Source organism: Pantoea sp. Lij88, assembly GCF_030062155.1.
In the GTDB taxonomy this organism is placed as follows: domain Bacteria; phylum Pseudomonadota; class Gammaproteobacteria; order Enterobacterales; family Enterobacteriaceae; genus Pantoea.
In genome coordinates this window covers 457,763-470,938 of sequence record NZ_CP118269.1, presented here as the reverse complement: position 1 = coordinate 470,938, position 13,176 = coordinate 457,763, and the positions used below count along the sequence as shown (strand labels likewise).

The following is a 13,176-nucleotide window of genomic DNA, read 5'->3' as shown; positions in this document are numbered from 1 at the left end:
CGTTAGCGTCCTGTCGCGAGGTGGCGTATATTACGCTTTCCTCCTGCAGAGTCAACCTCTATTTCAGAAGTTTTTCTCCGGCGGCGCAGTCTCCTGTGCCTCTCAACCCGTTTCCCGTTGCCGGTGTTCCGTGTCGATGGAGGCGCATTATAGGGATCCCGTTTCAGAGCACAACCCTTTTTTAGGATCTTTTATCTGAACGGTTATAAATGATCCAGATTGATGAGATCGCCACCGATCCGGTTCAGAATTGGCTTGTCAGCTGGCTAAAATCGCATCAGGCTGCAGTGAAAACAGAACAAAGGAGAACATGATGACTTCCGCCTTACGCCCTTATAAAGATCTATTCCCGCAAACTGGCCAGCGCGTTATGGTCGATCCCAGCAGTGTCGTCGTTGGTGATGTGATTATGGAGGATGACGTGAGCATCTGGCCGCTGGTTGCGATCAGGGGTGACGTGAATCAGGTGCGGATTGGTGCCCGCACTAATGTGCAGGACGGCAGCGTTCTGCACGTCACACATAAGTCTGCATCTAATCCACAAGGCTTCCCGCTTATTATTGGCGAGGACGTCACGGTCGGACACAAAGCGATGCTGCACGGCTGCACCATTGGCGATCGCGTGCTGGTCGGAATGGGATCGATTCTGCTTGATGGTGTAATAGTAGAAGAAGAGGTGATGATTGGTGCCGGGAGTCTGGTGCCGCCAGGTAAAAGGCTGGAGAGCGGCTATCTCTATCTGGGTAGCCCGGTGAAGCAGATCAGGCCGCTGAATGACAGTGAGAAGGAAGGTTTACGTTATTCCGCTAATAACTATGTCAGCTGGAAAGATGATTACCTGGCGGGGGATAACCAGATCCAGCCCTGAGCATCCACATCATCCTGACGAATAGCCGCTTCGGCCTCATCTTCCAGATCCCAGCGATGGTGCTGAAACAGCGCCATCGCCTCCCCTTCACCAAAACGTGAAACCAGCGACTCACGGCTGATCGCACAGTTCAGCCGCATGCCGTTAACCAGCACCGGAAAACAGACCGCATTCAGTTCAGCGTCATAGGTTTCCTCATCAGGAAACTGTATCGCCTGATTCATGGCTGCATGGACTGCTTAAGCTGAGCAATCACCGGCGCGATTTCCGGCATCACACCGTGCCATATATAGAAGGCATGAGCAGCCTGCCCCACCAGCATCCCAAGTCCATCGGCCAGATGTTGAGTGCCCTGCGCCTGACACCAGAGCAGGAAAGGTGTCAGTCCGCTTTGGTAAAACATGTCATAACAGCGCACATCAGGATGGATAACTTCTGCAGGTAAAGGAGGCGTTTCTCCATTCACACCGCTTGAAGTGGCATTGATGATGAGATCAAAGTGCTGATCAGTAAGCTGCTCAAAACGACATGCCCGGACAGGACCACTCTTTCCAAACAGGCTCGCCAGCTCTTCAGCACGCGCGGCCGTACGATTGACAACGGTCAGCGTCACACCTGCTGAAAGCAACGGCAGAATGACACCGCGTGCGGCCCCGCCCGCCCCTGCCAGCAATACATTATCGCCAGCGTTGATCATCTTCAGCCGTTCAAGATCGCTTAACAGGCCAATTCCATCCGTGTTGTCACCCAGCATCTGCCCATCGCTGAGCTTTTTCACCGTGTTAACCGCGCCGGATAATGCAGCTCGTTCACTCAGCTGATCGGCAAATTCCCATGCCTGCTGTTTAAACGGTAATGTCACGTTGGCACCACGACCTCCCTGTTCGAAAAAGGCAGAGAGTGCCTGGGGAAAACCATCAACCGGGGCACAGATGCGGCCATAGCGATGTTCAATACTCGTCTGCTCAGCGAAAGCCTGGTGGATCAGCGGCGATTTACTGTGGCTGATCGGATTACCGAAAACGGCGAATTGATCCATGAATTAACCCTGACGTATAAGTTCGCCGCTGATGACATCGCGGATTTCAGAAGGATTGAGTCGTCCACCCGTTTTTCCCGACAGAACCGGGAAGTGCTCGCCAAACTGCTGCTTCACTTCTTCAGCCGTGCGGCAGGGAGGCAAGCCAGTCAGATTTGCGCTGGTTGAAACCAGCGGTTTACCGAATGCGCGGCAAAGGGCCTGCACATCAGGATGATCACTGACGCGAATGGCCAGTGAATCAAATTGTCCGGTGAGCCAGCGAGGCGTTTGCGGTGGAACGGGGACGACAAAGGTCACCGGACCTGGCCAGCATGCAAACATCCGCTCACGCTGAGTCACCGACAGTTCGCGTGCGGAGATGTACGGTTCAAGCTGGGTGTAATCAGCCGCAATCAGGATGAGCCCCTTTTCTACCGGACGCTGTTTCAGCGCCAGCAAGGCCATGACAGCAGATTCACTGTCAGGGTCACAACCCAGACCAAATACGGCTTCAGTAGGATAGGCGATGACCGCCTGACGATTCAGATGCTCTAAGCAGGTTTCAAGTGAATCGGCGAGGTGTTGATTTTCCATGGTCTATGAATTCTCTTCAGCGATGGCTTTGCCACAACTCTTACTGGCACAGAAGCGTTTCACACCCTGCGCGGTCTTTTTTTCAACTAACAGTGGATACTCACAATAAGGGCAGATTCCGGCAACGGGTGTCAGATTCACAACAAACTGACAGGCTGGATAGCGATCGCAGGAGTGAAACGTTTTGCCGTAACGGGAACGCCGCTGAACCAGGCGACCTTCATGGCATTGTGGGCAGGCCAGCGAGGTTTCATCCGGCTTGTCGATGGTTTCGGTGTATCCGCATTCCGGATAGAGGCTACAGCCAATGAACATACCAAAACGTCCCTGCCGCAACACTTTATCCGCACCGCATTCGGGACAGGCGTGGCCTTCCAGCACTTTAACCACATGGCCATCGGCCTGACCTTTTAGAGGTCGAATGTAGTCACAAGCCGGGTAGTTCGCGCAGCCCAGAAAAGGACCGTGTTTACCGGAGCGGATAACCAGTTCTGCCCCGCAAGCGGGGCAGGGATCCTGTTTACGCACGGTGAAGAGTGCAGCTTTACTCATAGCGATCAATGCATGAAAGGAAATTTAATGCAGCATACCTTCATTGGCGTCGAATAGCAGTTCTTCCATCTGCTGATAGGCATTTTCACATCCCGGGATGTTGAACAACACCATCAGCACCACCCATTTGAGATCCTCCAGGTCAAACTCAGAGGTATCCAGCGCCATGATACGTTCGATGACCATTTCACGGGTTTCCAGGTTCAGCACCTGGATCTGCTCCAGGAACAGCAGGAAGCCACGGCTGTCAGCATCTAAACGTTTGCTCTCTTCATCAGTATAAATACGCATGGAGAGCGGATCATTTGTCAGTAAAATTGGCTCTACCAGTCCTTCCTGATAGTCAGCCAGTCTTTCTAACCAGTTCAGCGCACTATAAACATCTTCACGATGGAACCCGGCATCCGTCAGGTCGTCTGTCAATCTGTCCTGATCAACACCCATTTCTGCTTCGTTGTGGATATATGTCTCAAACAAATACATCAGTACGTCGAACATGGCATGCCCTCCTCAATCGGACATAGCCGCCGGGTACAGCTGCGATCCATCCTGCTAACTCCAGTTCCAGCAACTGAGCTGAGATAACTGGCACAGATTGGCCGGCACGTTCAGCGACAACGTCAACAGGTGTAACATCATCACCTACGTTAGCCAACACATCAGCAAATGGCAATGGAGCATCGTCACTCACCTCAGAATAAATTTCGCTGGCCTGAGTCGCTGGCAGCCAGTTAAGTGCACTTGCCAGATCTTCCACAATGTTATTGGGATGGGCCACCAGCAGCGCCCCCTGCTGAATCAGCCAGTTTACGCCTTCGCTTAACGGGTTGCCGAGCGCGCCAGGTAAGGCATACACATTGCGATTTTGCTCCAGCGCATAGCGTGCCGTTACCAGTGAGCCACTCTTCAGCGAGGCTTCGACCACCAACACGCCAAGGCTCAGACCGCTGATGATACGATTACGGCGTGGAAAATTAAGCGGGTGCGGTTGAGTTGTCAGCGGAAACTCAGAAATAACCGCACCACCCTGCTCTGCGATCTCTGCGGCAAGGCAGGCATGATTTTTGGGATAGAGACTCAGCAATCCACTGCCTAACACCGCCACCGTTTTACCGTTCACGTTGAGTGCAGCCCGATGCGCAACGCCATCAATACCCCGGGCCAGCCCGCTGGTAATAGTCAGACCGCTAAGGCTCAACTGCTGAGTAAACCAGTCGCACCAGTAACGGCCATTGTGGGAACAGTTCCGGCTGCCCACCACTGCTAACTGGGGTGTACTGATCACGGCAGGATCGCCATTAATATAAAGCAGCGGCGGAAAGCGACTCGTCTCTTTAAGCCGGGCAGGATAGGCTACGTCAAGAGCGCTCACCAGATGATGCGCCGGACTCGCCTCCAGCCAGGCAATCACGTCGTCGATGTTTTTCTCATCAAAATCAGAATATTGCTGCAGCTGACTGGCGTCTAACCCAAGCCGGATAAGCTGCTCACTGTCCGCGGGTTCGGCACCAGTCTGTTGCGCCACGTCAACCCAGCGTTTTCCTGTCATTCCCGTGACGGCTGCCAGCCGCACATACTGCGCTATTTTGTCCATCTCCGGCTCCCTGATTGCCCTTGCTTCCTGCCGCACAATGCTGTCAATCAGCCCTCGAAAAGTCTACAATATGAGGCAGTAATCTTTTCTTAACCGAATACAGATCTGGATATTTATGTCAGTTTTGCAGGTATTACATTTCCCTGACGAGCGTCTTCGCAAAGTCGCCGCGCCCGTTAAAGAAGTTAACGCAGACATTCAGCGTATCGTCGATGATATGTTCGAGACGATGTACGCCGAAGAAGGTATTGGTCTTGCAGCTACGCAGGTCGACATCCATCAGCGCATTATCGTGATTGATGTCTCTGAAAGTCGTGAAGAGCGTTTAGTACTGATTAACCCTGAGCTGCTGGAAAAAAGCGGCGAAACCGGTATTGAAGAGGGTTGCCTCTCTATTCCGGAACAGCGCGCATTTGTTCCGCGTGCTGAGCGGGTAAAGGTTCGCGCACTTGATCGCGACGGTAAAAGTTTCGAGCTGGAAGCCAGCGAGTTACTGGCTATCTGTATCCAGCATGAGATCGATCATCTGGAAGGCAAACTGTTTATCGATTATCTGTCGCCTCTGAAGCGGCAACGAATCAAAACAAAGTTAGAGAAACTGGCGCGTCAGAACGCGCAGGCTTCCTGAGACCTTAAGAAGGGATAAACGTGTCTGCCCCGCTAAAAATCATCTTTGCCGGCACACCTGACTTTGCAGCGCGTCATCTCGACGCGCTGCTTGCTTCTGAACATCAGGTTATCGGCGTATTTACCCAACCCGACCGTCCTGCTGGTCGCGGTAACAAATTAACTCCCGGTCCGGTCAAAACGCTGGCACTGGCACATGACATTCCGGTTTATCAGCCTAAGTCACTGCGACCGGAAGAAAATCAGCAACTGGTTGCTGATCTCAAGGCCGATGTGATGGTTGTTGTCGCCTATGGATTGATTCTGCCTGAAGCCGTGCTTGATATGCCCCGTCTGGGCTGCATCAACGTCCATGGTTCGCTGCTGCCACGCTGGCGTGGCGCCGCACCCATTCAACGTGCGCTCTGGGCTGGTGACAGTGAAACCGGCGTGACCATCATGCAGATGGACGTCGGTCTGGATACTGGCGATATGCTGCATAAGCTCGCTTGTCCGATTACTGCCCAGGATACCAGTGCAACTCTCTATGACAAGCTGGCACAGCTTGGACCTCAGGGGCTGCTGGATACGCTGACCTTACTGAGCACACAGCAGGCTACACCTGAAAAACAGGATGAGACTCTGGCCAACTATGCTGAGAAGCTCAGTAAAGAGGAGGCGCGTCTTGACTGGTCACTCTCAGCAGAACAGCTTGAACGCTGTATTCGCGCGTTTAACCCGTGGCCGATGAGCTTTTTCACCATTGACGATCAACCGGTAAAAGTCTGGCAGGCAAGCGTTCTGCCTCACAGTGATCGTTCACCGGGTGAAATTATCAGTGCGGATAAGCATGGCATTCAGATAGCGACCGCTCAGGGTGTACTTAATCTGCTGCAGTTACAGCCCGCCGGTAAAAAACCGATGTCGGCTCAGGATCTTCTCAACTCGCGCCGGGAATGGTTTGAACCTGGAACCCTTCTGGACTGACTCTCAGGCCCGGTCACTCACCGGGCCTTTTGTTTGATGACAAAACCCTATGACTAAATCAATCAACCTGCGTAGCCTCTCCGCTCAACTTATTGAGCGCGTTGTCGACAAGGGCGAATCCCTGAATACGGCCCTCCCCGCCGCCCAGAAAAAACTCTCTGACAAAGATAGCGCGTTAGTGCAGGAGATCTGTTTTGGCGTATTGCGCACATTACCGCAGCTGGAAGCGCTAATCGGCAAACTGATGGAGCGTCCACTTACCGGCAAACAGCGGGTTCTGCACTATCTGATCATGGTCGGGCTTTATCAGCTGGAATATACCCGCGTGCCTGCTCATGCCGCACTGGCTGAGACCGTCGCGGGCGCCGAAGTTCTGAAGCGCACCAGCCTTAAAGGTTTATTAAATGGTGTATTACGCCAGTTTCAGCGCCAGCGGGAAGAGCTGCTCGCCAGCATTCAGGATGGCCCACAGCGTTATCTGCATCCGGGATGGCTGCTAAAGCGATTGCAGCATGCGTGGCCGGAACAGTGGCAGCAAATCGTCGAAGCCAATAATCTGCGTCCGCCGATGTGGCTGCGGGTGAACCGTCAGCACCAGGACCGTGAAATGTGGCTGGACAAGCTGGTCGAAAGTGGCAGGAATGCACAACCTGCTGACGACGTGCCGGATGCGCTGCGGCTTGACGCCCCTGCCCCGGTCAGTCAGTTACCTGGCTTCGATCAGGGTTGGGTAACCGTGCAGGATTTGTCTGCTCAGCGCTGTGCGTTACTGCTTGAGCCTCAAAATGGCGAACAGATCCTGGATTTATGCGCGGCTCCCGGCGGCAAAACGACCCATATCCTTGAAATCGCGCCGGAAGCTCATGTGATGGCCGTCGACGTGGATGCGCAGCGCCTTAAACGCGTTGAGGAGAATCTGCAGCGACTGGGCATGAAAGCAGACATCAAACAGGGTGATGGACGGACGCCGCAGCAGTGGTGCGGTGATCGTCAGTTTGACCGGATTCTGCTGGATGCGCCCTGCTCTGCAACCGGTGTCATCCGACGCCATCCCGACATTAAGTGGCTGCGTCGCGATCGTGATATCGCTGAGCTGGCAAAGCTTCAGAGTGAAATTCTCGACGCTATCTGGCCGCATCTGAAACCCGGCGGTACGCTGATTTATGCGACCTGTTCCATCCTGCCTGAAGAGAATCATCAGCAGATAGACGCTTTCCTGCAGCGCCAGCACGATGCACAGGCAGAATCGCTCAGGGACGCACCGGCGAACGGATTACAGGTATTCCCGCAGGCCGAAGGTGGAGATGGTTTCTTCTACGCTAAGCTGATAAAGAAATCGGGTACAAACTGAGATGAGTATTGATAAGCGATGAAAATAATCATTCTGGGTGCAGGACAGGTTGGCGGAACCCTGGCAGAAAATCTGGTGGGGGAAAACAACGATATCACCGTGGTTGATACCGACTCTTCACGTCTGCGTCATCTGCAGGATAAGTTCGATCTGCGCGTCGTTCAGGGGCATGGTTCTCATCCGCGAATTTTGCGTGAGGCGGGTGCGGAAGATGCCGACATGCTGGTTGCCGTGACCAACTCGGATGAAACCAACATGATTGCCTGCCAGATTGCTTATTCGCTTTTCAATACGCCGAATCGTATCGCCCGTATTCGCGCGGCCGACTATCTGCGTGATGCGGACAAGTTATTTATTCCTGAAGCGGTGCCTATCGATCACCTAATCTCCCCTGAACAGCTGGTAATCGACAATATCTACCGTTTGATCCAGTACCCTGGCGCGCTGCAGGTGGTTAACTTTGCAGAGGGCAAAGTCAGCCTGGCGGTGGTGAAAGCCTATTATGGCGGGCCGCTGGTGGGAAATCCGCTGTCGATCATGCGTGAGCACATGCCACACATCGATACGCGCGTAGCCGCTATTTTTCGCCAGGACCGCCCCATTCGTCCGCAGGGCTCAACCATCGTAGAAGCCGGTGATGAGGTCTTTTTCATCGCGGCCAGCCAGAACATTCGTGCAGTGATGAGTGAGATGCAGCGGCTGGAGAAACCTTACAAGCGAATTATGCTGGTAGGTGGCGGTAACATTGGTTTCGGTCTGGCGCAGCGTCTTGAGAAACATTACAGCGTTAAGCTGATTGAACGTAACCCTCAGCGCGCAGCGGAACTCGCAGAGCACCTGCATGACACCGTGGTCTTTTATGGCGATGCCTCGGATCAGGAGTTGCTGGCGGAAGAGCATGTTGAGCAGGTCGATCTGTTTATCGCCGTCACCAATGATGATGAAGCCAACATCATGTCAGCCATGCTGGCGAAAAAGATGGGTGCGAAGAAGGTCATGGTGCTGATTCAGCGCCGCGCCTACGTCGATCTGGTTCAGGGCAGTGTTATCGATATCGCTATTTCACCTCAACAGGCCACGATCTCTGCCCTGCTGGGTCACGTGCGAAAAGCGGATATCGTGGGCGTTTCATCGTTACGACGCGGTATTGCAGAAGCGATCGAAGCGATAGCGCATGGTGACGAATCAACGTCACGCGTGGTCGGCCGCTCCATTGACGATATCAAGCTGCCGCCAGGAACCATCATTGGCGCAGTGGTTCGCGGTGACGATGTGATGATTGCCAATGATAACCTGCGAATTGAACAAGGCGATCACGTCATCATGTTCCTGACCGATAAGAAGTTTGTGTCGGATGTGGAACGTCTCTTCCAGCCGAGTCCATTTTTCCTGTAAATGCCGCTTTTACAGGCGAACAGAACACCTGAGACGTAAAACTGCCGCTTAATAAGCTGAGTTGATGGCAAAAACAGTAAGGTTTGTTAGACTTTATGGCATTGGCTTGGGCAAGGAGATAAGTATGAGTTTAATCAAAGAGTTTCGCGACTTCGCAATGCGCGGCAACGTGATGGATTTAGCTGTTGGTGTCATCATCGGTGCTGCTTTCGGTAAAATCGTTTCATCGTTAGTCGCCAACATCATCATGCCACCCTTAGGCTTACTGATTGGTGGCGTCGATTTTAAATCATTCGCGTGGGTACTTAAGCCAGCAGTTGGTGATGCGCCAGCCGTTGTGATGCAGTACGGTATTTTCCTTCAGACCATCTTCGATTTCGTGATCATCGCTTTCGCTATTTTCATGGCGATCAAGTTAATGAATCGTCTGTACAAGAAAAAGGAAGTTGAGAAGCCGGTTGCGAAACCAACAAATGAAGAATTACTGCTGACTGAAATCCGCGATCTGCTGAAACAGCAGAACACCCGCGTATAGTTAATAAGCCGCCGCACAGGCGGTTTTTTTGACCGTAAAAGCAGAAGGGCAGTGATAAGACGCTTTCTTATCACTGCCCTCGCATCCAGTCCCCTTGCCATGTTTCTCTTTCCGTTTAAAACTTCCTTTACCCTTTTGCTTCTGCTCAATGCGCTGCCGAAATAACGGGTCGTGCAACAGAGCCTGAATCGCATTATCGCGGATTTGCCCTTTGGTGTGCTGATATTTACTCATGACGCCTCCTGTTGAGATGGTCTGATACTCTATTCCTTTGCAGCAAAATAACAATATGCTTATTTGCTCAAAGCTTCACCCCGCTCAAGTGCCTCCAGAATTGAGCACGAAATGCTACTGTGACTGTCACCACAACAGGCATCCGAGAGGTGTCGCAGGGAACGCTGCATCGTTTCTAATTCCGCAATCATCTGAGCCACTTCATTCAGCCTTTTTTCAACGATCGCTTTTGATTCCTGACAGGTGTGATGAGCAGGATCGACCCGGATCGAGAGCAGCTCTCTGATCGCTTCCAGGCTAAAGCCCAGTTTACGACCGTAACGAATGAATTTCAGTCGCTGAAGATCGCTCTCACTGTAAAGGCGAAAACCGCCTTCTGTCCGGCCATCATGATCCATCATCTGCTGTTTTTCATAAAAACGGATCGTGTCTGGGGTCACCTCTGCAAGCTTAGCTAACTGACCAATGCGAAACATTTACTTCTCCTCGCGGAAACGATGCTCAATGGCAGTGGAATAAGTGCCATGCAGAAAATCAGTACTCATACCTGCCTGACGTAATCTCAGCTCCAGCACCTGAAGCCGATGACAATGATCCTGATAGCGATGATCTTCGGGATCCAGCTGCCGAATAAGATCGTTAACTTCCATGGCTTCCCGTCGCATCTCAAGCTCCGGCGGCAGATAGCCCGAATTTTTGAGTAACCGGTAGCCCGCTCTTAACTCAGGCGGAACATGGCTGTCATCATCCAGCTGCAGCGGCTTGCCGGAGCCAGGAAGATTACTTAGCTCGCCTTTCTCAAGCGCAGCTTTGATGTGCTGCTCAGCAAGTTCGTCAACCAGCCACATAGTGAGCTCCTTTGAACATGAAGGACTACGTTCTAAGGTAGTAAATTTCAGGCAATAAAAAACCCGCCGAAGCGGGTTTTTTACGTTGCTACAGATTACTCTGCGGCTGCTTCTGCTTGAGCTTCTGGACGATCAACCAGCTCGATGTAAGCCATCGGAGCGTTGTCACCAGCACGGAAGCCACACTTCAGAATACGAGTGTAACCACCTGCACGGCTCGCGAAACGCGGGCCAAGCTCATTAAACAGTTTTGCCACGATCTCGTTATCACGAGTACGGGCGAATGCCAGACGACGATTAGCTACGCTGTCGGTCTTGGCAAGAGTAATCAGCGGCTCAACTACGCGACGCAGTTCTTTGGCTTTCGGCAGAGTCGTTTTGATGATCTCATGACGAACCAGAGAACCGGCCATGTTGCGGAACATAGCCTGACGATGGCTGCTGTTGCGGTTCAGTTGACGACCACTCTTACGATGGCGCATGACCTTATCCTTCTCAGTGAAACCTTAACCTGTGATCTGATTATTCATCAGCAATGCTTGCTGGCGGCCAGTTCTCGAGGCGCATGCCCAGAGAAAGACCACGCGAAGCCAGCACATCTTTAATCTCGGTAAGAGATTTTTTACCAAGGTTAGGCGTTTTAAGCAGCTCAACCTCGGTACGCTGTACCAGATCACCGATGTAGTGGATAGCTTCTGCCTTAAGGCAGTTAGCAGAGCGGACAGTCAATTCCAGATCGTCAACAGGGCGCAGCAGGATCGGATCGAATTCTGGTTTCTCTTCTTTAACTTCCGGCTGACGTACATCACGTAAGTCAACGAAAGCTTCAAGTTGTTCTGCCAGAATGGTTGCCGCACGACGAATCGCCTCTTCAGGATCGATTGTGCCGTTGGTTTCCATTTCGATGACCAGCTTGTCCAGGTCGGTGCGCTGCTCTACACGCGCTGCTTCAACATTGTAGGCGATACGGTCTACAGGGCTGTAGCAAGCGTCAACTAACAGGCGGCCGATTGGGCGCTCATCTTCTTCCGAATGAATTCGGGCAGAAGCCGGCACATAGCCACGTCCACGCTGAACTTTGATACGCATGCTGATAGCAGCGTTCTCATCGGTCAGATGGCAAATGACATGCTGAGGCTTGACGATTTCGACATCACCATCATGGGTAATGTCGGCTGCAGTCACAGGGCCAATGCCAGATTTATTCAGGGTCAGAATAACTTCATCTTTCCCCTGAACTCTTACCGCCAGCCCTTTCAGGTTGAGCAGGATTTCCAGGATATCTTCCTGTACGCCCTCTTTGGTGCTGTACTCATGAAGTACACCATCAATTTCAACCTCGGTCACCGCGCAACCCGGCATGGATGAAAGCAGAATACGGCGCAGTGCGTTACCAAGAGTATGGCCAAAGCCACGCTCTAAAGGCTCAAGGGTCACCTTGGCGTGCGTCGAACTCACTTGCTCGATATCTACCAGGCGCGGTTTTAGAAACTCTGTCACAGAACCCTGCATTGTGTCCTCTCTTTGGTACTAAGCCTTACTTGGAGTAAAGCTCGACGATCAGGTGTTCGTTAATGTCCGCAGACAGATCAGTACGTTCAGGAATACGCTTGAACACACCTTCCATCTTAGTCGCATCAACTTCCAGCCAGGTTGGCTTTTCACGCTGCTCAGCCAGCTCCAGAGCGGCCTTCACGCGAGATTGCTTTTTGGCTTTCTCACGGATGCTAACGACATCATTCGGAGATACCTGATAAGAAGCGATGTTAACAACGCGGCCATTTACCAGAACAGACTTATGGCTCACCAACTGACGTGCTTCTGCACGAGTGGCACCAAAGCCCATACGATAAACTACGTTGTCCAGACGACCTTCCAGCAGAGCCAACAGGTTTTCACCGGTGTTGCCTTTCAGACGAGCTGCTTCTTTATAATAGTTACGGAACTGACGCTCCAGCACGCCGTAAATACGACGAACTTTTTGCTTTTCACGTAACTGACCGCCGTAATCAGACAGACGCGGTTTACGCGCACCATGCTGACCAGGGGCTTGTTCAATCTTACACTTGGAATCAATCGCGCGAACGCCAGACTTAAGGAATAAGTCAGTGCCCTCACGACGGCTCAGCTTGAGCTTAGGACCCAAATATCTTGCCATTTTCTTTCTCCAACTATCCTAAAAAAACGGGCGTTATACGCGACGTTTTTTCGGCGGACGACAACCGTTATGAGGGATCGGAGTCACATCAGTAATATTAGTGATGCGGAAACCAGCGGCGTTCAAAGCACGAATCGTAGATTCGCGACCTGGACCCGGACCCTTTACCATAACTTCCAGGTTCTTAATTCCGTAATCTTTTACCGCTTCTGCACAGCGCTCTGCAGCGACCTGAGCAGCAAACGGAGTGGATTTACGTGAACCGCGGAAACCGGAACCACCGGCGGTTGCCCAACCCAGTGCGTTACCCTGACGATCAGTAATGGTAACGATGGTGTTGTTAAAAGAAGCATGGACATGAGCCACGCCATCTGAGACTTGTTTTCTTACACGCTTACGTGCACGAACTGGTGCCTTTGCCATTATTTACTCA

At 52.3% G+C, this 13,176-nt stretch carries 19 protein-coding genes; 6 read left to right on the top strand and 13 right to left on the bottom strand.

The features are described from left to right. Positions 1-313 precede the first annotated feature (313 nt). Positions 314-868, top strand: coding sequence for a gamma carbonic anhydrase family protein (locus tag PU624_RS06135; protein WP_283547941.1), 555 nt, complete (start codon positions 314-316; stop codon positions 866-868). Here PU624_RS06135 and PU624_RS06130 read toward each other — a convergent pair. From PU624_RS06130 to dprA, 6 genes are read right to left on the bottom strand one after another with little or no spacing between them, the layout of a single operon-like run. Continuing rightward, complete coding sequence (locus tag PU624_RS06130; protein WP_283546952.1) at positions 835-1,092, bottom strand: DUF1488 family protein; 258 nt, start codon at positions 1,090-1,092, stop codon at positions 835-837. The genes PU624_RS06135 and PU624_RS06130 overlap by 34 nt on opposite strands. After that, positions 1,089-1,907: a shikimate dehydrogenase gene (aroE, locus tag PU624_RS06125; RefSeq protein ID WP_283546951.1), complete on the bottom strand. Its 819-nt coding sequence runs from the start codon at positions 1,905-1,907 to the stop codon at positions 1,089-1,091. The genes PU624_RS06130 and aroE overlap by 4 nt, the downstream gene beginning before the upstream one ends. 3 nt (positions 1,908-1,910) lie before the next feature. Next, positions 1,911-2,483 (bottom strand): L-threonylcarbamoyladenylate synthase type 1 TsaC, encoded by a 573-nt coding sequence (gene tsaC / locus PU624_RS06120; protein WP_283546950.1) that lies wholly within the window; start codon positions 2,481-2,483, stop codon positions 1,911-1,913. Positions 2,484-2,486: 3 nt separating this feature from the next. Then, entirely contained in the window at positions 2,487-3,035 is a 549-nt protein-coding gene (locus PU624_RS06115; protein WP_033734101.1) for a DNA topoisomerase family protein, read from the bottom strand. A 24-nt stretch (positions 3,036-3,059) separates the two neighbouring features. After that, positions 3,060-3,533 carry a DUF494 family protein Smg gene (gene smg, locus PU624_RS06110; RefSeq protein WP_013359228.1) on the bottom strand — a complete coding sequence of 158 codons (474 nt, stop codon included), beginning with the start codon at positions 3,531-3,533 and terminating at the stop codon, positions 3,060-3,062. Beyond that, positions 3,505-4,629 (bottom strand): DNA-protecting protein DprA, encoded by a 1,125-nt coding sequence (gene dprA / locus PU624_RS06105; RefSeq protein WP_283546949.1) that lies wholly within the window; start codon positions 4,627-4,629, stop codon positions 3,505-3,507. The genes smg and dprA overlap by 29 nt, the downstream gene beginning before the upstream one ends. A 115-nt stretch (positions 4,630-4,744) precedes the next feature. Between dprA and def the strand changes: the two genes are divergently transcribed. The 5 genes from def to mscL all read left to right on the top strand — a co-directional run bounded on the left by def (position 4,745) and on the right by mscL (position 9,503). Further along, positions 4,745-5,257: a peptide deformylase gene (def, locus tag PU624_RS06100; RefSeq protein ID WP_013359230.1), complete on the top strand. Its 513-nt coding sequence runs from the start codon at positions 4,745-4,747 to the stop codon at positions 5,255-5,257. Positions 5,258-5,277: 20 nt separating this feature from the next. After that, positions 5,278-6,222 carry a methionyl-tRNA formyltransferase gene (gene fmt, locus PU624_RS06095; RefSeq protein WP_283546948.1) on the top strand — a complete coding sequence of 315 codons (945 nt, stop codon included), beginning with the start codon at positions 5,278-5,280 and terminating at the stop codon, positions 6,220-6,222. 49 nt (positions 6,223-6,271) lie between these two features. Next, positions 6,272-7,573: a 16S rRNA (cytosine(967)-C(5))-methyltransferase RsmB gene (gene rsmB, locus PU624_RS06090; RefSeq protein ID WP_283546947.1), complete on the top strand. Its 1,302-nt coding sequence runs from the start codon at positions 6,272-6,274 to the stop codon at positions 7,571-7,573. 18 nt (positions 7,574-7,591) lie between these two features. Next, on the top strand, positions 7,592-8,968 hold the full coding sequence (gene trkA / locus PU624_RS06085) for a Trk system potassium transporter TrkA (RefSeq protein ID WP_013359233.1): 1,377 nt from the start codon (positions 7,592-7,594) through the stop codon (positions 8,966-8,968). A 124-nt stretch (positions 8,969-9,092) separates the two neighbouring features. Continuing rightward, positions 9,093-9,503, top strand: a complete 411-nt coding sequence (mscL, locus tag PU624_RS06080; protein ID WP_090967257.1) for a large-conductance mechanosensitive channel protein MscL — start codon at positions 9,093-9,095, stop codon at positions 9,501-9,503. On the opposite strand, the gene PU624_RS06075 is transcribed toward mscL, so the two are convergent. The 7 genes from PU624_RS06075 to rpsK all read right to left on the bottom strand — a co-directional run bounded on the left by PU624_RS06075 (position 9,504) and on the right by rpsK (position 13,166). Further along, positions 9,504-9,737, bottom strand: coding sequence for an alternative ribosome-rescue factor A (locus PU624_RS06075; RefSeq protein ID WP_283546946.1), 234 nt, complete (start codon positions 9,735-9,737; stop codon positions 9,504-9,506). 59 nt (positions 9,738-9,796) lie between these two features. Beyond that, on the bottom strand, positions 9,797-10,213 hold the full coding sequence (gene zntR, locus PU624_RS06070) for a Zn(2+)-responsive transcriptional regulator (protein WP_283546945.1): 417 nt from the start codon (positions 10,211-10,213) through the stop codon (positions 9,797-9,799). After that, a complete protein-coding gene (locus PU624_RS06065) occupies positions 10,214-10,585 on the bottom strand; it encodes a DnaJ family domain-containing protein (RefSeq protein ID WP_283546944.1) in 372 nt (123 codons plus the stop codon). Between the two features lie 95 nt (positions 10,586-10,680). Then, positions 10,681-11,067, bottom strand: a complete 387-nt coding sequence (gene rplQ, locus PU624_RS06060) for a 50S ribosomal protein L17 (RefSeq protein WP_003850180.1) — start codon at positions 11,065-11,067, stop codon at positions 10,681-10,683. A 40-nt stretch (positions 11,068-11,107) separates the two neighbouring features. Then, entirely contained in the window at positions 11,108-12,097 is a 990-nt protein-coding gene (locus PU624_RS06055; RefSeq protein ID WP_003850179.1) for a DNA-directed RNA polymerase subunit alpha, read from the bottom strand. A 25-nt stretch (positions 12,098-12,122) separates the two neighbouring features. Then, complete coding sequence (gene rpsD, locus PU624_RS06050; RefSeq protein ID WP_008927131.1) at positions 12,123-12,743, bottom strand: 30S ribosomal protein S4; 621 nt, start codon at positions 12,741-12,743, stop codon at positions 12,123-12,125. A gap of 33 nt (positions 12,744-12,776) precedes the next feature. Next, positions 12,777-13,166, bottom strand: coding sequence for a 30S ribosomal protein S11 (gene rpsK, locus PU624_RS06045; protein WP_004160563.1), 390 nt, complete (start codon positions 13,164-13,166; stop codon positions 12,777-12,779). Between the last annotated feature and the right edge of the window lie 10 nt (positions 13,167-13,176).